General features: G+C 65.6%; 19 protein-coding genes and 2 pseudogenes. 1 reads left to right on the plus strand and 20 read right to left on the minus strand.

Annotated elements, in window-relative coordinates; genetic code table 11:
- Positions 1–491, minus strand: a pseudogene (locus V8683_RS21895) (hypothetical protein); the annotation flags it as partial.
- A gap of 189 nt (positions 492–680) precedes the next feature.
- Positions 681–1,163: a nitrate reductase associated protein gene (locus V8683_RS21900; protein ID WP_411188502.1), complete on the minus strand. Its 483-nt coding sequence runs from the start codon at positions 1,161–1,163 to the stop codon at positions 681–683.
- Between the two features lie 111 nt (positions 1,164–1,274).
- Between V8683_RS21900 and fdhD the strand changes: the two genes are divergently transcribed.
- Positions 1,275–2,099, plus strand: coding sequence for a formate dehydrogenase accessory sulfurtransferase FdhD (gene fdhD, locus V8683_RS21905; RefSeq protein WP_411188501.1), 825 nt, complete (start codon positions 1,275–1,277; stop codon positions 2,097–2,099).
- A gap of 45 nt (positions 2,100–2,144) precedes the next feature.
- On the opposite strand, the gene V8683_RS21910 is transcribed toward fdhD, so the two are convergent.
- The 18 genes and pseudogenes from V8683_RS21910 to V8683_RS21995 form a co-directional block, all read right to left on the minus strand.
- Positions 2,145–2,915 carry an enoyl-CoA hydratase gene (locus V8683_RS21910; RefSeq protein ID WP_411188500.1) on the minus strand — a complete coding sequence of 257 codons (771 nt, stop codon included), beginning with the start codon at positions 2,913–2,915 and terminating at the stop codon, positions 2,145–2,147.
- Between the two features lie 115 nt (positions 2,916–3,030).
- Positions 3,031–4,230, minus strand: a complete 1,200-nt coding sequence (locus V8683_RS21915) for an acetyl-CoA C-acyltransferase (RefSeq protein ID WP_411188499.1) — start codon at positions 4,228–4,230, stop codon at positions 3,031–3,033.
- Positions 4,231–4,292: 62 nt separating this feature from the next.
- Complete coding sequence (locus tag V8683_RS21920; protein WP_411188498.1) at positions 4,293–6,734, minus strand: 3-hydroxyacyl-CoA dehydrogenase/enoyl-CoA hydratase family protein; 2,442 nt, start codon at positions 6,732–6,734, stop codon at positions 4,293–4,295.
- Between the two features lie 147 nt (positions 6,735–6,881).
- Complete coding sequence (locus V8683_RS21925) at positions 6,882–8,669, minus strand: acyl-CoA dehydrogenase C-terminal domain-containing protein (protein ID WP_411188497.1); 1,788 nt, start codon at positions 8,667–8,669, stop codon at positions 6,882–6,884.
- Between the two features lie 67 nt (positions 8,670–8,736).
- Positions 8,737–9,336, minus strand: a complete 600-nt coding sequence (locus tag V8683_RS21930; RefSeq protein WP_411188496.1) for a TetR/AcrR family transcriptional regulator — start codon at positions 9,334–9,336, stop codon at positions 8,737–8,739.
- 218 nt (positions 9,337–9,554) lie between these two features.
- A pseudogene (locus tag V8683_RS21935) lies at positions 9,555–10,871 on the minus strand (phospholipase D-like domain-containing protein); the annotation flags it as partial.
- 62 nt (positions 10,872–10,933) lie between these two features.
- Complete coding sequence (gene nudB / locus V8683_RS21940; protein WP_411188495.1) at positions 10,934–11,410, minus strand: dihydroneopterin triphosphate diphosphatase; 477 nt, start codon at positions 11,408–11,410, stop codon at positions 10,934–10,936.
- Between the two features lie 101 nt (positions 11,411–11,511).
- The gene (aspS, locus tag V8683_RS21945; RefSeq protein ID WP_411188494.1) at positions 11,512–13,317 is read right to left on the minus strand and encodes an aspartate--tRNA ligase; all 1,806 of its coding nucleotides are present in this window, start codon (positions 13,315–13,317) and stop codon (positions 11,512–11,514) included.
- A 78-nt stretch (positions 13,318–13,395) separates the two neighbouring features.
- Entirely contained in the window at positions 13,396–14,025 is a 630-nt protein-coding gene (locus V8683_RS21950; protein ID WP_027794341.1) for a DUF502 domain-containing protein, read from the minus strand.
- A 76-nt stretch (positions 14,026–14,101) separates the two neighbouring features.
- Positions 14,102–14,464 carry an FmdB family zinc ribbon protein gene (locus V8683_RS21955; RefSeq protein ID WP_411188493.1) on the minus strand — a complete coding sequence of 121 codons (363 nt, stop codon included), beginning with the start codon at positions 14,462–14,464 and terminating at the stop codon, positions 14,102–14,104.
- A 151-nt stretch (positions 14,465–14,615) separates the two neighbouring features.
- A complete protein-coding gene (locus tag V8683_RS21960; protein WP_411188492.1) occupies positions 14,616–15,263 on the minus strand; it encodes a class I SAM-dependent methyltransferase in 648 nt (215 codons plus the stop codon).
- Between the two features lie 57 nt (positions 15,264–15,320).
- A complete protein-coding gene (gene ubiB / locus V8683_RS21965) occupies positions 15,321–16,898 on the minus strand; it encodes a ubiquinone biosynthesis regulatory protein kinase UbiB (RefSeq protein ID WP_411188491.1) in 1,578 nt (525 codons plus the stop codon).
- A gap of 3 nt (positions 16,899–16,901) precedes the next feature.
- Positions 16,902–17,543: a ubiquinone biosynthesis accessory factor UbiJ gene (locus tag V8683_RS21970; protein ID WP_411188490.1), complete on the minus strand. Its 642-nt coding sequence runs from the start codon at positions 17,541–17,543 to the stop codon at positions 16,902–16,904.
- Between the two features lie 105 nt (positions 17,544–17,648).
- The gene (locus tag V8683_RS21975) at positions 17,649–18,677 is read right to left on the minus strand and encodes a Tim44 domain-containing protein (RefSeq protein ID WP_411188489.1); all 1,029 of its coding nucleotides are present in this window, start codon (positions 18,675–18,677) and stop codon (positions 17,649–17,651) included.
- Positions 18,678–18,713: 36 nt separating this feature from the next.
- The gene (gene ubiE / locus V8683_RS21980; protein ID WP_411188488.1) at positions 18,714–19,445 is read right to left on the minus strand and encodes a bifunctional demethylmenaquinone methyltransferase/2-methoxy-6-polyprenyl-1,4-benzoquinol methylase UbiE; all 732 of its coding nucleotides are present in this window, start codon (positions 19,443–19,445) and stop codon (positions 18,714–18,716) included.
- A gap of 91 nt (positions 19,446–19,536) precedes the next feature.
- Entirely contained in the window at positions 19,537–19,950 is a 414-nt protein-coding gene (locus V8683_RS21985; protein WP_411188487.1) for a gamma-butyrobetaine hydroxylase family protein, read from the minus strand.
- A gap of 48 nt (positions 19,951–19,998) precedes the next feature.
- Complete coding sequence (locus V8683_RS21990) at positions 19,999–20,430, minus strand: HIT family protein (RefSeq protein WP_411190493.1); 432 nt, start codon at positions 20,428–20,430, stop codon at positions 19,999–20,001.
- Positions 20,431–20,484: 54 nt separating this feature from the next.
- Positions 20,485–24,528 (minus strand): DUF3683 domain-containing protein, encoded by a 4,044-nt coding sequence (locus tag V8683_RS21995; protein WP_411188486.1) that lies wholly within the window; start codon positions 24,526–24,528, stop codon positions 20,485–20,487.
- Between the last annotated feature and the right edge of the window lie 135 nt (positions 24,529–24,663).

A 24,663-nucleotide genomic window follows, 5' to 3' on the forward strand; every position in this document is an offset into this window, starting at 1 on the left:
GGGGGGGGGGCGCGCGGGGGGGGGGGGGGGGGGGGGGCGCGGCCGGCGCCCCCCACCGCTCCAGTGACGTTGGCCTGCGCTCGCGCGTCGGCGACCCGCTGCTCGACGCGCGCAAAGGTGCCGTCGACATCGCGCGCCAGCTCCAGCGCATCGAGCGCCACGGTGTCGAACCGGCCGCCCAGTGCGGGGGTGCCGGCCAGCTCGGCGCTCACGGAACGCGCTGCCTGCTCGAGCGTCGCGGCGCGCCGCGCACGCGTGTCCGCCGGCTCGGTCTCGCCCGTCGATTCGTAGCGGCCGAACGCGGCAAGACCGCCGCCCAGCGCCCCGCGAAAACGATCGAGATCGTGCCTCACGCGCGCCGCCTGGGCAGCCCGGGCGTCGATCTCGCGTTGCGCGCCGATCTGCGTCCAGGCGACGAACGCATTGGCCCCGACGGCTGCCGCAACGACCGCCAGATTAATGAGCTGGCGTCTTGGAAAGAGAAGGTTCATTGTGTGCCGAACGTCGTTCGTCCCCCGCTCGATACGCGCGGAACGAAGGAAAACGACCTGCGTGCGAATGGCTGGCGTCTGCTGCGCCAAACCGGATAACGGCACACATCGGCAAGGCTTGAGGAAAAAAGGGGAAAAAACCGACGATTAGAGGAGAACCCAAGGGGAAGAACCCAAGGCGGGAAGCGCCTAAAGCGGCGCCGCCAGTCCGAACTCATGCATGGCCGGCACGAAGTCGTGGTTGCTCTCGGGCTTGCGCGCGAGCTTGGCGAGCACGTACCGCTGGAACGGCGCAAGCCGCGACCAGGCGTCGAGGTCCGGCACCGCGAGACCCGCCAGCGCTGCCTGGTGCCCTATGCCGTCCGGTATCGCACTCGCGTCGCGCCAGGCCGGCGCCGCGTCGGGCTCGAACCATTCGGGCTCGACATTGGCATGCGTGCGCAGCATCTCGAAGAGCGCGTGGTCGAAGTTCGGCTCGATTTCGACGTCCTCGTCCACCGGAAAGCGCGCGAGAAGGCGCCGGTCTTCCCACGGCAGCAGTTGCCATTGGGAGAGCGAGATGCGCAGCCCGAAACGATCCAGATTGAAGCGCACGCACATGGGAATGAAGGTGAGGTTTTCCGACGATTCGACCTCGAACCCGAAGAGGAGCGGAGCTTCGTTCAAAGACATGGCAGTATCCTCGCTTGGCGGGCGCGAGCGGGAGACGCCCGCCTGAGGTATTTTAGAACCTTCCGCGCGGCGCGCGAGCCGCGCCGCACAAGGCTGCATGGAGCATCACTCTTGAACCCACTGGAAACCGAAGGCCAGCCCGGCGCCGTCGAACTGCGCGTACACCGGCACCGCGGCGGCACGGTCGAAACGACCGTGGACCGCGTCGGCCAGGAATGGCCCGTCGCGCTCGTGTTCAACGGCATCTCGCACGCGGTGATGATGTGCACGCCGTGCGATCTGGAAGCGTTTGCGGTGGGTTTTGCGATTTCGGAAGGGATCGTCGGCCGCAACGCCGACATTCAGGACATCGAGGTCTACCTGCGCGAGGACTCGGACCTGCCCCACGCCGAAGTCCATCTCACAGTCGTCCAGCAGGCGTTCGCCGGCCTCAAGGAGAAGCGCCGCGCGCTCGCCGGGCGCACCGGCTGTGGCGTGTGCGGGATCGAGAGCATCGACCTGCTCGACCTCGAGCCCGAACAAGTTCCGGATACGGGTTTCATGAGCCGCCTCGCTCCCGAAGCGATTGCGCGCGCCGCGCGCGAGCTGCCGCAGCATCAGGCGCTCACGAAGCTCACCGGCGGCCTGCACGCGGCCGCGTGGTGCGATGCCGAGGGGGCTATCCTCCATGCGTTCGAGGACGTCGGCCGCCACAACGCGCTAGACAAGCTGATCGGCCAGCTTGTGCTCGAGCGCGCCGATACGCAGCAGGGCTTCGTGTTCCTGTCGAGTCGCGCGAGCTACGAGCTCGTGCGCAAGGCGGCGCGCGTGGGGATTCCGATGGTCGCGACGATCTCCGCGCCGTCCTCGCTCGCGATTGCCATTGCGAAGCGCGCCGGACTGCGGCTCGTGAGCTTCTGCCGCGAGTCGGGTTACGTGGACTACGAAACGGCCTGAGAAGGCAACGGCCCCGCCGAAACAGGCCCGGCGAGGCCTCGCATGTCAGTCGAACTGGCGGAAATCGGGCTTGCGCTTCTGCAGGAACGCCGTGAACGCCTCGCGCGCCTCGGGCGCGAGCAGCATCTTGCCGAAGTGCACGCCCTCCTCGCTCATACGCGTCTTGATCTCGTGCTCGCTCGTCTGTTTCATGAGCGCCTTCGTCACACGCAGCGACGCGGCCGGCAGCGCCGCGAGCTTCGCCATCTGCCCCGCCACGAACGCGTCGAGCTCGGCGGCCGGCAGCACGCGGTTCACGATGCCCATGCGGTGGGCCTCCGCGGCGTCGAAGGCCTCGCCGAGCAGCAGCTTCTCCGCCGCGGCCTGGTAGCCGGCAATGCGCGGCAGGAGCAGCGACGAAGCCGCTTCAGGGCACAGCCCGAGCTGCGCGAACGGCACGGCGAAGCGCGCGTTATCGGCGGCATAGACCATGTCGCAATGCAGCAGGAGCGTCGTGCCCACGCCGATCGCGGGACCGGCCACGGCCGCGACGAGCGGCTTCGTCGCGCTCGAAATGGCGTCGAGGAAGCGCATGACGGGCGATTCGCCGCCGGTGGGCGGCGTCTTCAGGAAGTCTTCGATGTCGTTGCCGGCGGTGAAGACCTCTGCATGTCCGCGGAGCAGCACCGCGCGCACGGCGGTGTCGGCGTGCGCGTCCTTGAGCGCGTCGAACATGGCCTGGTACATCGGCGGCGTGAGCGCGTTCTTGCGCTCGGGCCGGTTGATGGTGATCGTCAGCACGCCGTTGTCGCGGGCGATCAGGATTTCGTTGCTCATTGTCTTGTCTCCAATCTGTCCGACTAACCTTTCGTCGATACGAAAAACGGCCCGCAGACCGCGAGGCCTGCGAACCGTGTCGTTGATGCGCCTGTCATCGGGGCGCCCGGACTGCTTACAGCCGCTCGATGATGCCCGCGGCACCCATGCCGGTGCCGACGCACATCGTCACCATGCCGTATTTCAGGTTGCGGCGGCGCAAACCGTGCACGACCGTCGAAGCGCGGATCGCACCCGTCGCGCCAAGCGGGTGGCCCAACGCGATCGCACCGCCCAGCGGGTTGATCTTCGAAGGATCGAGGCCGAGATCCTGAATCACCGCCAGCGACTGCGCGGCAAATGCCTCGTTCAGCTCGATCCAGTCGAGGTCGTCCTGCTTCAGGCCCGCGGCCTTCAGCGCGGCCGGAATCGCTTCCTTTGGGCCGATGCCCATGATCTCCGGCGGCACGCCGCGCACCGCGAAGCTCACGAAGCGCGCGAGCGGCGTGAGGTTGAACTGCTTGAGCATCTTCTCGGAAACAACGATCAGCGCACCTGCGCCGTCCGAGGTCTGCGAGCTGTTGCCCGCCGTCACCGAACCCTTGTTCGCGAATACGGGGCGCAGCTTGCCGAGGCCTTCGAGCGAGGTGTCCGCACGCGGACCTTCGTCGAGCGCCATCAGGCGCTCCTTCACCTTCACTTCGCCCGAGGCGAGGTCCGGGAAGCGTTCGACGATCGTGTACGGCGCGATCTCGTCGTTGAACTCGCCGGCCTGCTGCGCGGCGAGCGCGCGGCGGTGCGATTCCACGGCGAACGCGTCCTGCGCCTCGCGGCTCACCTTCCAGCGTTCCGCGACCTTCTCGGCCGTGAGACCCATGCCGTAGGCAATGCCGATGTTCTCGTTCGAGTCGAAGATATGCGGCGACATCGAGGGCTTGTTGCCCATCATCGGCACCATGCTCATCGACTCGCAGCCGCCCGCGATCATCGCGTCGGATTCGCCGACGCGGATGCGGTCCGCCGCCATCGCAAGCGCGGTGAGGCCCGAGGCGCAGAAGCGGTTGACGGTCACGCCGCCCACCGTGTTCGGCAGGCCCGCGAGCAACGCGCCGATGCGTGCCACGTTCAGGCCCTGCTCCGCTTCGGGAATCGCGCAGCCGATGATGGCGTCTTCGATCACACGGGTGTCGAGACCCGGCACCTGCGCCACCGCCGACTTGATGGCGTGGACGAGCAGCTCGTCCGGGCGGGTGTTCTTGAACGCGCCGCGCGGCGCCTTGCCGATGGGCGTGCGGCTCGCGGCGACGATGTAGGCGTCCTGCAACTGTTTGCTCATCTGATACTCCAGTCCTGTTGTGCGTACCGTTTGTGCCTGGTTTGTGCCTGAAGCGGTGCCGCTTAGTTACGCACCGGCTTGCCGGTCTGCAACATGCCCATGATGCGTTCCTGCGTCTTCTGCGTGCCGAGCAGGTCGACGAAAGCGCGGCGCTCGAGCGCGAGCAGCCATTCTTCGTCGACGAGGCTGCCCGCCTCCACGTCGCCGCCGCAGACCGCTTCGGCGATGCGGCTCGCGATCAGGAAGTCGTGGTCGCTGATGAAGCGGCCGTCGCGCATGCCGACGAGCGATGCCTTGATCGTCGCGATGGCCGAGCGGCCCGCCACGGGAATCTGCTTCGGGCGCAGCGGCGCGCGGTAGCCCGACGCGCTCAGGGCACGCGCTTCCTTCTTCGCGGTGTCGAGCAGTTCGAACACGTTGAAGACGATCTTGTCGGTCGGCTTCACGTAGCCCATCTCGCGTGCGTCGAGGCCCGACGTCGACACCTTGGCCATCGCGGCGTTCTCGAACGACTTCTGCAGGAAGCGCAGCAGATCGCTCGGTGCGGCGCCCACGGCAGCGGCCGCATCGGCGGCGCGCAACGCGGCTTCCTTCAGGCCGCCGCCTGCGGGCACGAGGCCCACGCCCACTTCGACAAGACCGACATAGCTCTCGATGTGCACGACGCGCTTCGCGCTATGCAGCATCAGCTCGCAACCGCCGCCGAGCGCGATGCCCGACACGGCCGCCACGACCGGCACGTTCGCGTACTTAACGCGCATCATGCTGTCCTGGAACTTCTTCACGAACGGCTCGATGCCCTTGGCGCCGCCCATCATGAAGGCGGGCATGGCTTCTTCGAGGTTCGCACCGGCCGAGAACGGGCCGCCCGGCGCGCCGAGCTTCAGCGACGTCGGTTGCCAGATCACGACGCCCTTGTAGCCTTCCTCGGCGATCTCGATGGCCTTCACGAGGCTGTCGAGCACGCCCGGGCCCATCGTGTTCATCTTGCTCTTGTACGAGACGATGACGACGTCGTCCTCGCCCGCGCGGTCGTCCACCCACGCGCGCAGATGCTCATTCTCGAACAGCGTCTTGCCCCAGGTCTTCGGATCGCGCGCGTTCGATTCGCCGAACAGCGCCGCGCGGAACACCTGGCGCTCGTACACCGGCAGGTTCGAGCGCGGCACGAAGCGTTGCGCAGCCGGCGACCACGAGCCTTCGGCGCCATGCACGCCACCGTTTGCCGCCACCGCACCTTCGAACACCCATGCGGGCAGCGGCGCGTTCGAGAGCGTCTTGCCGGCGTCGATGTCTTCCTTGACCCACTCGGCCACCTGCTTCCAGCCGGCGGCTTGCCAGCCTTCGAACGGACCTTCGTTCCAGCCGAAGCCCCAGCGGATCGCGAGGTCGACGTCGCGCGCGTTGTCAGCGATCGACTGCAGATGCACGCCGATGTAATGGAACACGTCGCGGAAGATCGACCAGAGGAACTGGGCTTGCGGATGCTGGGTCTCGCGCAGCAGCTTCAGGCGTTCGGCGGGCGGACGCTTGAGGATGCGGCCGACGATTTCGTCGGCCTTGCCGCCCGCGTCGACGTACTCGCCCTTCTCGGCGTCGAGCACCTTGATCGCCTTGCCTTCCTTGCGATAGAAGCCGCCGCCGGTCTTTTGACCGAGCGCGCCCTTGGCGACGAGCGCGGCCAGCACGGCCGGCGTCTCGTAGACCGGGAAGAACGGATCGTCCTTCAGGTTGTCCTGCATCGTCTTGATGACGTGGGCCATCGTGTCGAGGCCCACGACATCCGCCGTGCGGAATGTCGCCGACTTCGCGCGGCCAAGGCGGCTGCCCGTCAGGTCATCCACTTCGTCGAAGCGCAGACCGAACTTCTTCGCCTCGGCAATCACCGCGAGGATCGAGAAGATGCCGACGCGGTTCGCAATGAAGTTCGGCGTGTCCTTCGCGCGCACGACGCCCTTGCCTACCACGCTCGTGAGGAAGGTTTCGAGCTGGTCGAGGATTTCCGGCTTCGTGTGCGCGGTCGGAATCAGCTCGACCAGATGCATGTAGCGCGGAGGATTGAAGAAGTGCACGCCGCAAAAGCGTGCCTTGAGCGCCTCGTCGAAACCGTCGGAGAGCGCCGTGATCGACAGGCCCGAAGTGTTGCTCGCGAAGATCGCGTTTGGACCGAGGTGCGGCGCAACCTTCTTGTACAGGTCGTGCTTCCAGTCCATGCGCTCGGCGATTGCCTCGATCACGACGTCGCACTCGGCGAGCTTCGCGATGTCGTCTTCGTAGTTCGCGGGCGTGATGTACTGCGCGTCGTCCTTCACGCCGAACGGCGCGGGCGAGAGCTTCTTCAGGTTCTCGATCGCCTTGAGCGCGATGGCGTTCTTCGGGCCTTCTTTCGCAGGCAGATCAAAGAGGAGCACGGGCACGCGGGCGTTGATCAGGTGCGCGGCGATCTGCGCGCCCATCACGCCGGCGCCGAGCACGGCCACCTTGCGAATATTGAGATTGCTCACGTTGTTCCTCCAGCGGATATGCAATGTTGAGCGCGATATTGCGTAAATGGGGGTGAGGGCGGCGCCAGCAGCACGTCGGTGCGGCGCCGCGTTCGGACATCGGAGAAGCGGAGCGCCGCGCGTACCGCGCAGGCGCCCCGTAGGCTTTTAGAACAGCGCTTCGTCCACTTCCATCAGCGTCTTCGAGCCCGCGCGAGCCTGGCGGATCGAGGTCGCCGTTTCCGGCAGCAGCTTCGCGAAGTAGAAGCGCGCGGTAGCCAGCTTCGACTTGTAGAACGGATCGCCCGAAGCTTCCTTGTCGAGCGCAATGCGCGCCATGCGCGCCCAGAAGTACGCGAACACGAGGTGGCCCGCAGTGCGCAGGTACGGCACCGCGGCCGCGCCCACTTCGTCGGGGTTCTGCATGGCCTTCATGCCGATTTCCATCGTGAGCTTCTGCACCTTGTCGCCGATATCGGCGAGCGGGTTCACGAACTCCTGCATCTCCGGCTTGATGCCTTCGGCTTCGACGAATTCGGTCACGAGCTTGCCGAACTTCTTGAGCTTGGCGCCCATGTCGCCCAGCACCTTGCGGCCCAGCAGGTCGAGCGACTGGATCGTGTTCGTGCCTTCGTAGATCTGGTTGATGCGCGCGTCGCGCACGTATTGCTCCATGCCCCACTCGGAGATGAAGCCGTGGCCGCCGAACACCTGCATGCCGAGGTTCGTGCTATCGAACGCGTTGTCGGTCAGGAACGCCTTGATGATCGGCGTGAGCAGCGCCACGAGATCCGCCGCTTCCTTGCGCTCGGCTTCGTCGGCGTGCGAAAGCTCCTTGTCGATCTGCAGCGCCGACCAGTACGTGAACGCACGGGCGCCTTCGGCCCAGGCCTTCTGCGTGAGCAGCATGCGGCGCACGTCCGGGTGCACGATGATCGGATCGGCGGGCTTGTCCGGCGCCTTCGGGCCGGTCAGCGAGCGCATCTGCAGACGGTCCTTCGCGTAGGCGAGCGAGTTCTGGTACGCGACTTCGGTAAGGCCGAGACCCTGCATGCCAACGCCGAGGCGCGCCGCGTTCATCATCACGAACATGGCGTTCAAGCCCTTGTTCGGTTCGCCGACGAGCCAGCCCTTCGCGCCGTCGAGGTTCATCACGCAGGTCGCATTGCCGTGGATGCCCATCTTGTGCTCGATCGAGCCGCATTTGATGCCATTGCGCTCGCCAGGTTCGCCCGCGACGGTCGGAATGAGCTTCGGCACGACGAAGAGCGAGATGCCCTTGGTGCCCGGGGGCGCGTCCGGCAGACGCGCAAGCACGAGGTGGACGATGTTCTCCGACATGTCGTGCTCACCGCTCGAAATGAAGATCTTCGTGCCGGTGATCGCATACGAGCCGTCGGCGTTCGGCTCGGCTTTGGTACGCAGGATGCCCAGGTCGGTGCCGCAGTGCGGCTCGGTCAGGCACATCGTGCCGGTCCAGGTGCCTTCCACGAGCTTCGGCAGATAGGTCTGCTGCAGCTCGGGCGTGCCGTGCGCGTGCAGACACTCATAGGCGCCGTGCGAGAGACCGGGATACATGGTCCACGCCTGGTTCGCCGAGTTGAGCATTTCGTAGAGCGCGTTGTTCACGAACGCGGGCAGGCCCTGCCCGCCGTACTCGGGATCGCAGCCGAGCGCCGGCCAGCCTGCTTCGACATACTGCTTGTACGCTTCCTTGAAACCCGCCGGCGTGGTGACGACGCCGTCGCCGGCATACGTGCAGCCTTCGCGGTCGCCGACCTGGTTCAGCGGAAACAGCACCTCGGAGCAGAACTTGCCGGCCTCCTCGAGCACCTGGTTGATCGTGTCGGCGTCGAGGTCGGCGTGCTTCGGCATCTGCTTCACTTCGCCTTCCACGTTCAGCAACTCGTGCAGCACGAACTGCATGTCGCGCAGCGGCGCGGTGTACTGTCCCATCTCTACTCTCCCAAGATTGAGCGTTGCCAGTTTGTTGCCGCCGCGACGCAACCGCCGCCGTCAGCCGCTACTGGCTTTGGCTCTGATACGAAACAATCAGTTTTTCGAGCGCGGCCCACGCATAATCGACGGCGTCCGGCAGATGCAGGAAGCGGCCATCATGATGCAGACCGAGCGTTACGCTATAGAGTTCGAACAACATCAACTGCGGATCGGTATCGCGGCGCAGATGCCCTTCTTCGATCGCCTGCGAAATCGCCCGCAACAGCGCGGCGCGCCACATCGTGACGCTTTCGACCAGACGCTCGCGCACCTGGCTGTCGGCACGATCGTCGTACTCGACCGCGCCGCTGATGTAGATGCAGCCGGTCGTGACTTCGTGAATGCGCTTTTCGAACCACCGCGACAGCATCGCACGCAGACGAGGCAACCCACGCGGTTCGCGCAAGCTCGGAAAGAAGACTTCTTCCTCGAATCGGCGGTGATACTCGCGCACCACCTCGGCCTGCAGATCCTCGCGCGACCCGAAATGCGCGAAGACCCCGCTCTTGCTCATCTGCATGCGCTCCGCCAGCAGGCCGATGGTCAGGCCTTCCAGTCCGTCCCGGCCCGCCAGGTCGAGTGCTGCATCCAGAATCGCGGCTCGTGTCTGTTCGCCTTTTCGCATAGCTTTTTTTACCGTAACGATGTGACCCGTTCGGGCCTGAAGTAAAAATCGAACGGCCGTACTATTGTTGGCGACAGCCGTCCGTGAGACAAGGAATTTATTAGAAACCGATTTCTAACCGGTTCTCTAATTCTGGGGCATCGGAAGGTGCGCACAAGCGAACTTTCCTCCGGACTTTTCCCCGATTGCTCCCTGGTTAATTCATATGGCAGGTGCGCCTAGTCGTAGCCGCCCACCGTGAGCAGCTTCATCACCGCGCGGTAGCCCGCATAGGCCAGCCAGTTCATGGCCCGCTCGAACACCGGGCGCGCCTCGTAACGCGCGCGGTCGATCTGCGTGGCGTCGCCGAACGCCTCGAGGATCGCGTCGCGCAGTTGCTGGATCTGCGGATGCAGCACCATCAGCACGTTCGCCTCGTTGTTGAGCACGAGGCTCAGCGCGTCGAGATTCGAGGAGCCCACGGTACCCCAACGCGAATCGACGACGGCCACCTTGCCGTGCAGCATGGTCTTTTCGTACTCGGCAATCTGCACGCCCGCCGTGAGCAGCGCGTGATACAGGAAGGGCACGCCGTAGTCGAGGACCTTGAACTCTTTTCGTCCTATCAATAGCCGCACCGAAACACCGCGCCCCGCCGCCTCGACGAGTGCGCGGCGCAGCCGCCGTCCCGGCATGAAATACGGATTGGCGAGCAGCACCTCCTCGCGGGCTTCGCCAATGGCATCGAGATAGGCCTTCTCGATCGCCCGCCGGTTGACGACGTTGTCGCGCGCGACGAACGCCACGCACGGCACGCGGGCGTTGCGCGGGTCGGGCACGCTCGCGCGCAAACGCGCACGCAGGCGCTCGATGACGCCCGCGGCACGGCCCGGGGGCACGACGGGCGCAAGCTCGCGCAACATCTCGTCGAGCGCCTCGGTGGGGCGGCCAGCACCATGGCCGGTGGGATGCGGCGCCATGAAGCCCGCGCTCGCGGGCACGCCGGGAAAGCGCGGCACCGCCGAAGGCTGCGGCAACGGCGGCCGGTGGCCGAGCCGGATGCGGCGCCACTGCAGTTCAATGGCCTCGCGCACGTCCACGACCACGGGACCGCTCAACCCGACGCCGAAGTCCCAGCGCGGGAACGGCAGTTCGTGACCGTCCTGCCAAAGATCGTCGACGACGTTGATGCCGCCGCAATAAGCGTACCGGTCGTCGATCACGGCAAGCTTGCGGTGCGTGCGCGAGAAGCCGAACTGGCCGAAGATGCGCGCGTTGTAGACGCGATGCTCGACGCCGGCCGCGGGCCACGCGTCGAAGAGCGCGATATGCGGACTGCCGATGCCGTCGGTGATCACGCGCACGCGCACGCCGCGCGCGGCGGCGCGTACGAGCGCGTCGGACAGGGCGCGGCCGATGCTGTCGTCGCAGAAGATGTAGGTTTCGAGCGCGACGTCGTTCGTGGCGGCGTCGATGCCCTCGATCATGGCGCCGAAAAGCGCCGCGCCCGAAGCCAGCAGCCGCACCTCGTTACCGCTCGTGAAACGATAGCGCGAGCGGTAGCGCTGCCCCAGCAGCAGGTCGCGCAAACGGACGGCACGGCGTGGGTCGATATCGCTCACGCGCGCGCTCCGCGAAGACGGTCGGGCAATTGCAGGATCGCTTCGCGGTTGGACGACGAGAAGCACCGCGCGGCCGCTTCCTGGTACGGCAGCCACAGATACGCGAGATGCTCGCGCGGCGAGAGCGTAATGGGCGTGCCGGGCGGCACCTGGAGGCTGAACCAGTGCTCGGTGTTGCGCGTGATGCCGGGCGCGTAGCGATGGCGCCAGACGGAATAGATCTCGTATTCGATCTCGTGGCGCCAGTCGAACAGCGCCTCTGCGCTCACGCCCGCCGAGCCCACGACGATGCCGGTTTCCTCGGCCACTTCACGCACGGCCGTCTCGGCAAAAGGTTCGTCGGGACGGTCCTTCGAACCCGTCACCGACTGCCAGAACCCCGGGCGGTCGGCACGCTCGATGATGAGCACGTCAAGCTGCGGTGTGTGAATGACGACGAGTACGGATTCCGGAATCTTCGGCGGCTTCTGCATGGTGACGGAGCGTGGGTGGACCGCTGGAGGAAATGTAACGCAAAAAGCAAAAAAGGCGCACGATGCGCCTTTTCTGCATTGCGTCGAGTCGCGCGGCGCGCTTACTGCGCGGCCTTCTGCTCGGGCTGACGCAGACGGATATGCAGCTCGCGCAACTGCCGCTCGTCGACGGGGCTCGGCGCCTGCGTGAGCAGACACTGGGCGCGTTGCGTCTTCGGGAACGCGATCACGTCGCGGATCGAGTCGGCGCCGGCCATCATCGTGACGATGCGGTCCAGACCGAATGCGATACCACCGTGCGGCGGCGCGCCGTACTGGAGCGCATCCAGCAGGAAGCCGAACTTCGCGCGCGCTTCTTCCGCATTGATCTTGAGCGCGCGGAACACCTTGCTCTGCACGTCTTCCTGATAGATACGCACCGAGCCGCCGCCGATTTCCCAGCCGTTCAGCACCATGTCGTACGCCTTCGCAAGACAGCGGCCCGGATCCGTTTCGAGGTATTCCAGGTGCTCGTCCTTCGGGCTCGTGAACGGGTGGTGCGCGGCCACGTAGCGGTTTTCTTCCTCGTCGTACTCGAACATCGGGAAGTCGATCACCCACAGCGGCTTCCAGCCCTTCTCGACCAGACCGTTGGCCTTGCCGAACTCCGAATGGCCGATCTTCAGGCGCAGCGCGCCCAGGCTGTCGTTCACAACCTTCGCGCGGTCGGCCGCGAAGAAGACGATGTCGCCGTCCTGCGCGCCGGTGCGCTCGAGGATCGCCGCGATCGCCGCGTCGTGCAGGTTCTTGACGATCGGGCTTTGCAGACCGTCACGGCCCTTCGCGGCCTCGTTGACCTTGATCCACGCGAGACCCTTGGCGCCGTAGATGCGCACGAATTCCGTGTAGCCGTCGATGTCGCCGCGCGAGAGCTCGCCGCCCTTCGGCACGCGCAGCGCCGCGACGCGGCCGTCCTTCGTGTTGGCCGGTGCGCTGAACACCTTGAAATCGACGTCCTTCATGGCGTCGGTCAGCTCGGTGAATTCGAGCTTCACGCGCAGGTCCGGCTTGTCCGAACCGAAGCGGCTCATGGCTTCCGAGTACTGCATCACCGGGAACTTCGCGTCGAGCTCGACGCCGATCGTTTCCTTGAACACGTGACGCGCCATGTCCTCGAACAGATCGCGGATTTCCTGCTCGCCGAGGAACGACGTTTCGCAGTCGATCTGCGTGAATTCGGGCTGACGGTCGGCGCGCAGGTCTTCGTCGCGGAAGCACTTGACGATCTGGTAGTAGCGATCGAAGTTCGCCACCATCAGGAGCTGCTTGAAGAGCTGCGGCGACTGCGGCAGCGCGAAGAACTGGCCCGCGTTCACGCGCGACGGCACGAGGTAGTCGCGCGCGCCTTCCGGCGTGCTCTTCGTGAGCATCGGCGTTTCGATGTCGATAAAGCCGAGCGCGTCGAGATACTTGCGCACGGCCATCGTCACGCGGTAGCGCAGGCGCAGGTTGTGCTGCATCTGCGGACGGCGCAGATCGAGCACGCGGTGCGTGAGGCGCGTGGTTTCCGAGAGGTTGTCGTCGTCGAGCTGGAACGGCGGCGTGACCGATGCGTTGAGCACGGTCAACTCGTGGCACAGCACCTCGATCTTGCCGCTCGTGAGGTTCGCGTTGACCGTGCCTTCCGGACGGTTGCGCACCACCCCTTTGATCTGCACGCAGAACTCGTTGCGCACGCCTTCGGCAACCTTGAACATCTCGGCGCGATCCGGGTCGCAGACCACCTGAACGAGGCCCTCGCGATCGCGCAGGTCGATGAAGATGACGCCGCCGTGATCGCGGCGGCGATGCACCCATCCGCACAGCGAAACAGTTTGGCCCAGCAGCTGTTCGGTCACCAGACCGCAGTATTCAGATCTCATCGACATGATGTTCGTCTTTCGTTATGCATGAATTGAACGGGCGGGGCGCACACGGCATACGGGCAGCCGGCGCGGCGCCCGGTATTACATCGGAGGATCGATGGGACGGCGCGCAGGCGCAGCCGGGGCGACGACGCCCATCGAGACAATATACTTGAGCGCGGCGTCGACGGTCATGTCGAGCTCGATCGCCTCGCGTTTCGGCACCATCAGGAAGAAGCCCGACGTAGGATTCGGCGTGGTCGGCACATAGACGCTCACGTGGTCTTCCTGCAGGTGGTTCGCCACGTCGCCGCCCGGAATGCCGGTGAGGAAGGCAATCGTCCACGACCCCTTGCGCGGGTATTCGATCAGGAGCGCCTTGCGGAATGCGTTGCCGTTGCTCGAAAGCAGTGTATCGGAAACCTGCTGGACGCTGCTGTACAGCGGTCCCACGAGCGGGATGCGCCGCACCAGTGCGTTCCACCACGACACCAGCTTCTGCCCGATGAAATTCTGGGTGAAGAGCCCGACCACGAAGATGAACGCGAGCGTGAGCACGGCGCCGAGCCCCGGCAGGTGCTGGCGCGGCTGCCACGCTTCGGGCAGGAGCAGCAAAGTCTGATCCATCGTGCCGATAATCAGGCTCAACACCCACAACGTAATGCCGAGCGGCACCAGCACCAGCAAGCCGGTCAGGAATATCGTCTTGAGCGTCGCTTTCTTCGTCGTCATGTGCACCGCCATTGGGGCCGCGGCGTAGCGCGCGGCTCTCGTGCGGCCCGGTTCGCGAAAACCGGACCGCGGTTTCTCAGGTGGCTCCTGTCGTGCTCGCCGTCGAGCCCGTACTCGCCGCCGGGGCGCTCGAAGCTGCCGGCGCCGCCGTGCTCTCTCCCGCCGGCTTGCTGCTTTCCGGCGACGAGGCGGCATCCTCGGTCGCCACCTTCTCGCCGGACGCCGCGCCGCTCGCGCCACTGCCGCCGCCGTTATTGCCGCCGCGGAAATCGGTGACGTACCAGCCCGAGCCCTTCAACTGGAAGCCGGCCGCGGTAACCTGCTTGCGGAACGCGTCCGCGCCGCAGCTTGGGCACTGCGACAGGGGCGCATCGCTGATCTTCTGCAGCACGTCTTTCTGAAAGCCGCACGACTCGCAGCGATAAGCGTAGATCGGCATGATCTCTATCCTGATGAAATTCTGGTAATTGCCTGCAAAGCCTTGAATTATAGCCGCAAATGCTCCCCCGCCCCGGCAATGGCCGGGCGAGCGGCGGTTGTGGCCAATGTCCCGTTAGTTTGGGGCGACGGCCGGCGACATCAAGGGACGGTCAGGAAGCCCGCGCAGGCAGATCGTTGCGCCGCCATGTCATCCAGCGCTCGCGCCCCTCGAACACCGGCAGCGAAGCCGTGGCCGGCTGATCGTCGAGCAGCGTGAAGTACGGTGACAGGAGCGCATCGAGTTCCGTGCGCACGATCGGGAACGGCGGCCCCTTCTGCGCCTCGCCGATGAAAAAGTAGCCGGCAAGCAACGCGCCCGGCTGGAGCAGCGCCGCCATGCGCAGCGCATAGTTCTCGCGCTGAGCGGGGGGCAGCGCGCACAGGAACGCGCGCTCGAACACCCACTGCGGCACAAACGGCGGTTCGTACGTGTAGAAGTCGGCCTCCTCCACCACGGCCGCGTGCTTGCCGAGCGCCGCGCGCGCACTCGCAACCGCCGCGCTCGCGAAGTCGATGGCTCTCACCTTGCGCCCGCGCCCGGCAAGCCAGCCGGCCTCCCAGGCGTTGCCGCAGCCGGGTATCAGCGCGGCGGCATCAGGATGGGCATTCGCGAACGCCTCGAACTGCGGCTGGACGCCCGCCTGGTCCCAGGGCGTGAAGCCGCGCTCGAAACGCTCGTCCCAGAACGACGGTTGCGCCGGATCGCGCGTGGCAAACTCCGGAGCGGTGGGCGCCGGAGGAGGGGTCGATTCGTTCATGCCGTGTGTCCTTGTCCGCGCAGCACAAAGTGCGCTGCCTCAATCACGTTAGCCGCTTCAGCCACCCACGGCAAACACGATCCACGCGCGCGCCGCCACCACGCCGATCCCCACCGCGATACCGAACACCAGCAGCCCCTGCAGGAGCCGGTTCGTGCGCCGCTGTTCGAGGAGCAACGCGCGGATCGTCTCGTCGCCGACTGCATGCCCCGAATCCTGCCGATGCAGCAGCACCTGATGCACGAGACGCGGCAGTTGCGGCAGCGTTTTGCTCCACTGCGGCGCCTCTATTTTCAAGCGTTCGTACCAGCCGCGCAGGCCGATCTGCTCGGTCATCCAGCGTTCGAGATACGGCTTGGCCGTTTTCCAGAGATCGAGCTCCGGATCGAGCGAGCGCCCAAGGCCCTCGACGTTGAGCATGGTCTTTTGCAGCAGCACGAGCTGTGGCTGGATTTCGACGTTGAAGCGTCGCGAAGTCTGGAAGAGGCGCAGCAGGACCTGGCCGAGCGAAATGTCCTTGAGCGCGCGGTCGAAATACGGCTCGCAGACGGCGCGGATCGCGCTCTCCAGCTCCTCGACGCGCGTGTGGGGCGGCACCCAGCCCGACTCGATGTGCAGCGTGGCGACGCGATGATAGTCGCGCTTGAAGAAGGCGAGAAAGTTCTGCGCGAGGTAGTTCTTGTCGAAGTCCGAGAGCGCGCCGACGATACCGAAGTCGAGCGCGATATAGCGCCCGAAGTGCGCCGGATCGAGGCTCACCTGAATGTTGCCGGGGTGCATGTCGGCATGAAAGAAGCCATCGCGAAACACTTGCGTGAAGAAGATCTCGACGCCCTCGCGCGCCAGCTTGGGAATGTCCACGCCGGCCGCGCGCAGCTTGTCCACCTGGCTGATCGGCACCCCGACCATGCGTTCCATGACGAGCACGTTGCTCGTGCTGAACTCCCAGAACATTTCCGGCACGAGCAGCAGATCGAGACCCGCGAAGTTGCGGCGCAACTGACTGCCGTTGGCGGCCTCGCGCATGAGGTCGAGTTCGTCGTGCAGGTACTTGTCGAACTCGGCCACCACCTCGCGCGGCTTCAGGCGCTTGCCGTCGGCCCACAGGCGCTCGGCCCACACGGCAATGTCGCGCAGCAGCGCGAGATCGGAATCGATCACGGGCCGCATGTTCGGCCGCAGCACCTTCACGGCGACCGCCTTGCCCGCGTGCTGCCCGGACTTCAGCCTCGCGAAGTGCACCTGGGCAATCGAGGCGCTCGCCACCGGCACGCGCTCGAAGTCGTCGAAGATCGCGTCGACCGGCGCGCCGAGCGACTTCTCGATAATGCCGATCGCGACAAGGGAGTCGAACGGCGGCACCTGATCCTGCAGGCGAGCGAGTTCGCTGGCGATGTCGGTCGGCAGCAGGTCGCGGCGCGTGGACAGCACCTGGCCGAACTTCACGAAGATGGGACCGAGACTCTCCAGTGCGAGACGCAACCGCACGCCAGGCGGCTGATCGAACTTGCGACCGATCGTGGTGATGCGAAGCAGCAACCGCACACGGCGGTCATTGATCCGGCTCAACATCATTTCGTCGAGGCCGAAGCGGATAACCGTGAAGAAAATCTTCAGAAAACGCAGGAAACGCATGTTCTAGAGGCCTGTTGTCGGGCGCGGGCCACTTGACGACGTAGCGCCGCCGGCAGCCGTTTTTTGTTCGATGCGCTCGATGCGCTTTTCCACGCGCGCGAGGGCGTCGCGCGCGCGGGAGAGTTCGGCGGACAGGCCGTCCAGCTCGGCGCGCCGCACGAGTTGCGGGTTTTCGTCGAGCAGGTATTCCGTGACCGAGCCAAGTACGTTGCGGCCGGTGCGCAACGCCTGCTCGCCCGCGGCGCGCGCGAAGGAAGCAACGCGCGCGGCACTCGCGTCGCCGATCAGCTTCGCGAGATCTTCCTCGGGCTCCCAGCGCAGATGCTCGGCAAGCTTGCCGATGACCTGCGCGAACTCCGCGTCGCCCTCGATCTTGACGTGCTTCATCACCGCGGACTGACCGCCCTGCACGAACGACGACAGCGCGCCCGCCGGCAACGAGAGCGCGACGTCCGCGTGCTGCACCTCGAGTTCGTCCACGGCGGCAAGATAGCCGTCGGGCTGGACGAGCAGCGTGAGGACGACCGGCGGACACGAGAGTCGCGCCGTCTTTCCCGCATAGGGAGCGAGGCGTTCGCGGGCCCACGTTTCGCGGGCGAGCAGGTGATTGACGGAGGCAGCGAAGGGCTTGGCGGCGAGAGTCATCGGCGTGGGGAACAAGAAAACCCGCGCGGGCAACACAGCCCGCGCGGGCTCCTATTGTAACGTTCGCGAACTGCAATCGCGCCCCAGTGCGGCCTCAGTGCACCCTCAGTGGGTCTCGATCTGCTGGATCCCTGCGAGCAGCCAGCCTTCGCCGGTCAAACGCGACTTCGAAAGATTCCAGATCTCCACGAACGGCTCGGCTGCCGCGCCCTGTGTCTCGCGGATCAGGCCGTAAAAGCGCACGCTCGCGACGGACTCGTTGCCCTGCTCCGCCACGTCGAGCAGATCGGCGTTGAGCTGCACGACATCGGTCTGGTTGGGCTGCGAACCCCGGTCCGCGAGATCGACACGGACCTCGGCAAACATTTCGGGGGTCGTGAATTCGCGGATGTCGTCCATGTTGCCCGCGTCCCAGGCGGCCTGCAGGCGAACGAAGTGCACCTTCGCGCTGCGTAAAAACGCCTCGGTATCGAAGCCTGCCGGGACCGACGGCGCCGCGGCAATCTGCGGCGTGGTGAGCGGATTGGCTTCCGGCGCGAGGGACTGGCCCGTGGGCGGCGCGCTATAGCGCGGCTCCTGGGGATAGCCATGCATCTGGGTCAGGCCGCCCGACGGCGGCAAGCCGGCACCGCCCGTCTGATATGCCGCCGGAACGGCACGGCGGCGGCTCATGAGCTTGCGGATCAGCCAGATGGCGACGAACGCGATCAGCGCGATCACGATGGCATTGGCCATCGCGCCCGCAAATGCCTCACCAAGGCCGAAGTGCGAAAGCAGCGCCGCGATGCCGAGGCCGGCCGCAAGGCCTGCGATGGGGCCGAGCCAGCGATTGCGCGCGGGCGCGGCGGCTGCGGCGGGCACCGGTGCGGGCGCGGCGGGCTGGGCGCGTTGCGCCTGACCAGGCTGCTGCGAGGACGTGGGCGAGTTGGGCTGCGCAGGCGGCGGCGTGGTGCTGCGCTGCGAAGCGACGGACGATTGTTTGCCGATGCTGCGGCTGCCGCCCATGCGGCGGGCTTCGGCGTCGAACGAGGCGAAGCTGCCGGCAATCATCACGCCGGTGACAGCCAGCACTCCGATCCGTCTGGCCCACTGCAATGAAAGCTTTGAGAAAGCATTGACGCGGGGCTCAGACATGACAGAATTTCCTTTAGAGACAGAGATTTGGGAACGCTAATACTTTGTCCCGACGTGCAAGGCTACCACGCCAACTGACAAATTGTAATATTTGACGGCATCGAGGCCGACTTGTTCCATCATCGTCTTCAAAGTTTCCTGGTCGGGGTGCATGCGGATCGATTCCGCGAGGTAGCGATAGCTGTCGGCGTCCTGCGCAAAGCGCGCGCCGAGCCACGGCAGCACCTTGAACGAATAGACGTCGTAGGCTTTTTTGAGCGGCTCCCAGACCTTGGAGAATTCCAGCACGAGCAGGCGTCCGCCCGGCTTGAGCACACGGCGCATCTCGGCGAGCGCGGCGTCTTTGTGGGTCATGTTGCGCAAGCCGAAGGCCACGGTCACCACGTCGAAATAGTTGTCCGGAAACGGAATTTTCTCGGCGTCGCAGAGCAGCGCGGGCGTGAGTACCCCATGGTCGATCAGCCGGTCGCGGCCCACGCGCAGCATCGACTCGTTGATGTCGGTATGCCAGACCTCGCCCTTCGGACCGGCCTTCTTCGCGAACGCCATCGAAAGGTCCCCGGTGCCGCCCGCGATGTCGAGCACCTTCGCGCCCGGCCGCACGTTGGCCTGGGCGATCGTGAAGGCCTTCCAGGCACGGTGCATCCCGCCCGACATCAGATCGTTCATCAGGTCGTAGTTCGAGGCGACCGAGTGGAACACGCCGGCCACCTTCTTCGCCTTTTCCTGTTCGTCGACTGTCTGATAGCCGAAGTGGGTTTTGCTCATCGCGCTCGTCCTTTCGCGGGGGGTCTGGTCTTGAGGATAGTCGTCGGCGCCGGAACGCGCCGACAGCGGGGCAGGATCGTAACAGGAAGCGTCAGTGGCAGTGGCCGTGCGCCGCTGGCGGAGGCGCCATCGGCGCGTCGCGCTCGGCGCCTGCCGCCTTCAATTTCGCGAAGTACTCTGCCCAGAGTTCGTCCTGGCGCGTCGCCAGCTCGTAGAGCTGGTCCCAGGAATAGATGCCCGAGTTGTGGCCGTCCGAGAAGGTCGGCTGCAACGCATAGTGGCCGACACCTTCGAGCGCCGTGATCGTCACCTCGCGCTTGCCGGTTTGCAGCGTCTCCTGCCCCGGCCCGTGGCCGCGCACCTCCGCCGAAGGCGAATACACGCGCATCAGCTCGAACGGGATGCGATAGCTCTCGCCGTTCGCGTACTGCAGCTCCAGCACACGCGAGACGGCGTGCACCACGACGCCGGTCGGCACCGGCGTATCGGATTTCAGTCCACTCATGATCGTCCTCGGGCTCGTGCCCGTTCTGCGCGGCGCGCGCGAGATGCGTCAGGCCAGCGCCTGGTCCATCTCATGGCGCACCGCGTCGCGCAGCAGCGTGGCCTGCGCGCGGCGCTGGCCCAGCATCGCCTCGGAAACCGTCCGCTGGCGCGGCGCCCAGACGGGCAGCGGGAAATGCGCGTCGTTCGTATAGCGCGGAATGACGTGCCAGTGCACATGCGGAACCTGGTTGCCGAGGCTCGCCAGGTTCACCTTCGACGGCTGCATGACGCGACGCAGCGCGCGTTCGACGGCGTAGACGGCGCGCATCAGATGTTCCCGGTCAGGCGCGGCGAGATCGGAGAACTCGGCAACGTGACCGTTCCAGATCACCCGGCAGAAGCCCGGGTAATCGGTCTCCGACGTCGCCAACACGACGCGCATCCGCTCGTCCTGCCACAGCACGTCGCCGCCATCCTCACTGCAGAATACGCATCCCATCATCGCCCCCGAAGCCGCCGTCACGAAATCATACGGAATTATTACGCGCCGACATTAAACCAGCACGCGCTCGATTCCGCCATTGTTCGCCTTCTGGACATAGTCTGCCATCCAGTTTTCGCCCAGAACGTGCCGGGCGATTTCGACCACGATGTAATCGGCTTCGATGCCAGCGTCCTCGTTGTAGCGCGAAAGCCCCTGGAGGCACGACGGGCAGCTCGTCAGGATCTTGACGTCCTGTGCCGTGCCCTGCCCGCCCGCTTCCTGCGGCGTCACCGGCTGCACGCCGTTGGCGTTGCCCACGAGCGGAATGCCGCGCAATTTCGCCGCACCCTTGCGGATCTCCTCTTCCTTGCGGAAGCGCACCTGGGTGGAGATATCGGGACGCGTCACGGCCAGCGTGCCCGACTCGCCGCAGCAGCGCTCGTTCTTTTCGATTCTGTAACCGTCATGTTCAGAGCCCATCAGTTCGTTGACGAGCTTGACCGGGTCAACGGTCTTGATCGGCGTGTGGCACGGGTCGTGGTACATGTAGCGCGTGCCCGTGACACCGTCGAGCTTGATGCCCTTCTCGAGCAGGAACTCGTGAATGTCGATGATGCGGCAGCCCGGGAAGATCTTGTCGAATTCATAACCGGCGAGCTGGTCGTAGCAGGTCCCGCACGACACCACCACGGTCTTGATGTCGAGGTAGTTGAGCGTGTTGGCGACGCGGTGGAACAGCACCCGGTTGTCCGTGACGATCTTCTCGGCCTTATCGAACTGCCCCGAGCCGCGCTGCGGATAACCGCAGCACAGATAGCCCGGCGGCAGCACGGTCTGCACGCCCGCTTCCCAGAGCATCGCCTGGGTGGCGAGACCCACCTGCGAGAACAAACGCTCGGAGCCGCAGCCCGGGAAGTAGAACACCGCCTCCGAATCGACATTCGTCGCCTTCGGATTGCGGATGATCGGCACGATCTTGTTGTCTTCGATGTCGAGCAGCGCGCGCGCCGTCTTCTTCGGCAGGTTGCCCGGCATCTTCTTGTTGACGAAGTGGATCACCTGCTCCACGACGGGCGGCCGGCCCGTGGTGGCAGGCGGACGCACCGTCTGCTTCCTGATGACCTTCTTGAGGATGTCGTTGCCGAGGCGCTGCGCCTTGTAGCCCACGCCCATCATCGCGTTGCGCGCGAGGTTGATGGTCTGCGGGTTCGTGGCGTTGAGGAAGAACATGCCCGCCGCGTTGCCCGCGTTGAACTTCTTCTTGCCCATCTTGCGCAGCAGGTTGCGCATGTTCATCGTCACGTCGCCGAAGTCGATCTTGACCGGGCACGGCGTCACGCACTTGTGGCAGACCGTGCAGTGGTCGGCCACGTCGTTGAACTCGTCCCAGTGCTTGATCGACACGCCGCGGCGCGTCTGCTCTTCGTACAGAAAAGCCTCGACCAGCAGCGAGGTCGCGAGGATCTTGTTGCGCGGGCTGTACAGCAGGTTCGCGCGCGGCACGTGCGTCGCGCACACGGGCTTGCACTTGCCGCAGCGCAGGCAGTCCTTCACCGACTCGGCGATCGCGCCGATATCGGACTGCTGCATGATCAGCGACTCGTAGCCCATCAGGCCGAACGACGGCGTATAGGCGTTGCGCAGGTCGGCGCCGTCGAGCAGCTTGCCCGCGTTGAAGCGGCCCTGCGGATCGATACGCTGCTTGTAGGCGCGGAACTCGGCGATCTCGTCGTCCGTGAGGAATTCGAGCTTCGTGATGCCGATGCCGTGTTCGCCGGAAATCACGCCATCCAGCGAGCGAGCCAGCTTCATGATGCGCGCGACCGCCGCGTGGGCGTCCTGCAGCATCTCGTAGTTGTCCGAGTTGACCGGGATGTTCGTGTGAACGTTGCCGTCGCCCGCATGCATGTGGAGCGCCACGAACACGCGGCCGCGCAGCACCTTCTTGTGAATCGCCTGGGCTTCGTCGAGGATCGGCTTGAACGCGCCGCCGTTGAAGATCTGGCGCAGTTCCGCGCGGATCTCCTGCTTCCACGAAATGCGCACCGTGCGGTCCTGCGTGACGTGGAACACGGTGGCCTCGGGCTGTGCGTCGACGCGGTCGGCGAACTTCTCCGCCAGCGCCTCGTAGCCGAGCTGCACGAGATAGTGCTGCGCCTCGCGCAACGACATGTCGAGCATTTCGCCGACGAAGGTCCAGCGCTCGCGCACGCGCTTGAGCAGATCGAGCGCCTGCTGCACGCGGTCTTCGAGCAGTTCCGCGGACGGAATCTCGCTCGCGTCGTCGCTGCGGCCAAGCGGCAGATTGCCGGCCTTGAAGAATGCTTCGAGCGCGTCGAGCAACTGCAGCTTGTTCTTGATCGACAGCTCGATGTTGATGCGCTCGATGCCGTCCGTGTACTCGCCCATGCGGTTGAGCGGGATCACGACGTCTTCGTTGATCTTGAACGCGTTGGTGTGCTTCGCGATGGCGGCAGTGCGGCTGCGGTCGAGCCAGAAGCGCTTGCGGGCCTCGGCGCTCACGGCCACGAAGCCTTCGCCGCTCTTGCCGTTGGCCATGCGAATGACTTCCGACGTGGCGGTCGCGACGGCATCGGCGTCGTCGCCGACGATGTCGCCGATCAGCACCATCTTCGGGAACGCGTTGCGCTTGCTCTTGGTCGCATAGCCCACGGCGCGCAGATAGCGTTCGTCGAGGTGCTCCAGACCGGCGAGGATCGCGCCGCCCTGCTTCGAAGTTTCGAAGAGATAGTCCTTGATCTCGACGATGCTCGGAATCGCCTCGCGCGCCTGGCCGAAGAACTCGAGGCACACGGTGCGCGTATGCGCGGGCATCTTGTGCAGCACCCAGCGCGCCGACGTGATGAGGCCGTCGCAGCCTTCCTTCTGCACGCCGGGCAGGCCGGCCAGGAACTTGTCCGTGACGTCCTTGCCGAGGCCTTCCTTGCGAAAGCGCTTGCCCTCGATGTCGAGCCATTCCGTGCGCAGCAGCTTCTCGCCCGGCGCGTGCTCGCCGTCGAACCATTTCAGTTCGAAGCGCGCCACGGCCACGTCGTGAATCTTGCCCATGTTGTGGTCGAGGCGCGTGACTTCGAGCCAGTTGCCCTCGGGATCGACCATGCGCCACCAGGCGAGATTGTCGAGCGCCGTGCCCCACAGCACCGCCTTTTTGCCGCCCGCGTTCATCGCGACGTTGCCGCCGATGCACGAAGCGTCGAGCGAAGTGGGGTCGACCGCGAACACGAAGCCCGCGGCTTCGGCCGCCTCGGTCACGCGGCGCGTGACGACGCCGGCGCCCGAGTAGATCGTGGGCACCTTGCGGTCGACGCCCGGCAGTTCGGTCATCTCGACCGGACCGAGCTGTTCGAGCTTTTCGGTGTTGATAACGGCCGAGAACGGGGTAAGCGGTACGGCGCCGCCCGTGTAGCCCGTGCCGCCCCCGCGCGGAATCACCGTGAGGCCCAGCTCGAAGCAGGCTTTCACGAGACCGGCGATTTCCTCTTCCGTGTCGGGCGTCAGGACCACGAACGGATATTCGACGCGCCAGTCCGTGGCGTCGGTGACGTGCGAGACGCGCGCGAGGCCGTCGAAGCGGATGTTGTCCTTCTGCGTGCAGCGGCCAAGCGTCTTCGTCGCGCGGCGGCGCAGCTCGGCCATCTTCTCGAACTCGCTCGCGAACGAATCGATCGCGCGGCGCGCGGCGGCCACCAGCGTCTCGACGCGCGCGGAACGGTCCATGCCGGCTTCGTCGCCGTGCTGGCTCAGGTCGGCGCGGCGGCGCTTCTCGATTTCGGCGAGACGGTGATTCAGCGCCTCGATCAGGAGCGCGCGACGCTTGGGATTGTCGAGCAGGTCGTCTTGCAGGTAAGGATTGCGGCGCACGACCCAGATATCGCCAAGCACTTCGTACAGCATGCGCGCCGAGCGGCCCGTGCGGCGCTCCGCCCGCAGTTCGGCAAGCGCGGCCCAAGCTTCCTCGCCGAGCAGGCGGATGACGATTTCGCGATCCGAAAAGGACGTGTAGTTGTACGGAATCTCGCGCAGGCGCGGTTCGATGTCGGCGGCCACGGCGGTGGCGGCGCCGTGAGGATCGAAAACTTGAGGTGCGTTCATGGTTGGACGACTCTTTGGGTCAGCATCGCACGGCGGCTGGCAAGCCGCCCGGCCGATGCTGACGGGGCGCATGGGGCGCTATTCTGAAATCGTGTCCGCCTGTGGCTGGTTGCGGACTTTAGGGTGGGGAAACTT

It is taken from the genome of Paraburkholderia sp. AV2, assembly GCF_054968425.1.

What these genes read in the sequence shown, in the direction of transcription:
- V8683_RS21955 (WP_411188493.1), bottom strand. Translation starts at nt 14,464, where the DNA reads ATGCCGATCTACGCTTATCGCTGCGAGTCGTGCGGCTTTCAGAAAGAC.
- V8683_RS21925 (WP_411188497.1), bottom strand. Translation starts at nt 8,669, where the DNA reads ATGGGACAGTACACCGCGCCGCTGCGCGACATGCAGTTCGTGCTGCAC.
- V8683_RS21995 (WP_411188486.1), bottom strand. Translation starts at nt 24,528, where the DNA reads ATGAACGCACCTCAAGTTTTCGATCCTCACGGCGCCGCCACCGCCGTG.
- V8683_RS21990 (WP_411190493.1), bottom strand. Translation starts at nt 20,430, where the DNA reads ATGGGATGCGTATTCTGCAGTGAGGATGGCGGCGACGTGCTGTGGCAG.
- V8683_RS21915 (WP_411188499.1), bottom strand. Translation starts at nt 4,230, where the DNA reads ATGAGCAAACAGTTGCAGGACGCCTACATCGTCGCCGCGAGCCGCACG.
- V8683_RS21900 (WP_411188502.1), bottom strand. Translation starts at nt 1,163, where the DNA reads ATGTCTTTGAACGAAGCTCCGCTCCTCTTCGGGTTCGAGGTCGAATCG.
- V8683_RS21985 (WP_411188487.1), bottom strand. Translation starts at nt 19,950, where the DNA reads ATGAGTGGACTGAAATCCGATACGCCGGTGCCGACCGGCGTCGTGGTG.
- V8683_RS21970 (WP_411188490.1), bottom strand. Translation starts at nt 17,543, where the DNA reads ATGACTCTCGCCGCCAAGCCCTTCGCTGCCTCCGTCAATCACCTGCTC.
- V8683_RS21930 (WP_411188496.1), bottom strand. Translation starts at nt 9,336, where the DNA reads ATGCGAAAAGGCGAACAGACACGAGCCGCGATTCTGGATGCAGCACTC.
- V8683_RS21950 (WP_027794341.1), bottom strand. Translation starts at nt 14,025, where the DNA reads ATGACGACGAAGAAAGCGACGCTCAAGACGATATTCCTGACCGGCTTG.
- nudB (WP_411188495.1), bottom strand. Translation starts at nt 11,410, where the DNA reads ATGCAGAAGCCGCCGAAGATTCCGGAATCCGTACTCGTCGTCATTCAC.
- V8683_RS21975 (WP_411188489.1), bottom strand. Translation starts at nt 18,677, where the DNA reads ATGTCTGAGCCCCGCGTCAATGCTTTCTCAAAGCTTTCATTGCAGTGG.
- aspS (WP_411188494.1), bottom strand. Translation starts at nt 13,317, where the DNA reads ATGTCGATGAGATCTGAATACTGCGGTCTGGTGACCGAACAGCTGCTG.
- V8683_RS21960 (WP_411188492.1), bottom strand. Translation starts at nt 15,263, where the DNA reads ATGAACGAATCGACCCCTCCTCCGGCGCCCACCGCTCCGGAGTTTGCC.
- V8683_RS21910 (WP_411188500.1), bottom strand. Translation starts at nt 2,915, where the DNA reads ATGAGCAACGAAATCCTGATCGCCCGCGACAACGGCGTGCTGACGATC.
- ubiE (WP_411188488.1), bottom strand. Translation starts at nt 19,445, where the DNA reads ATGAGCAAAACCCACTTCGGCTATCAGACAGTCGACGAACAGGAAAAG.
- ubiB (WP_411188491.1), bottom strand. Translation starts at nt 16,898, where the DNA reads ATGCGTTTCCTGCGTTTTCTGAAGATTTTCTTCACGGTTATCCGCTTC.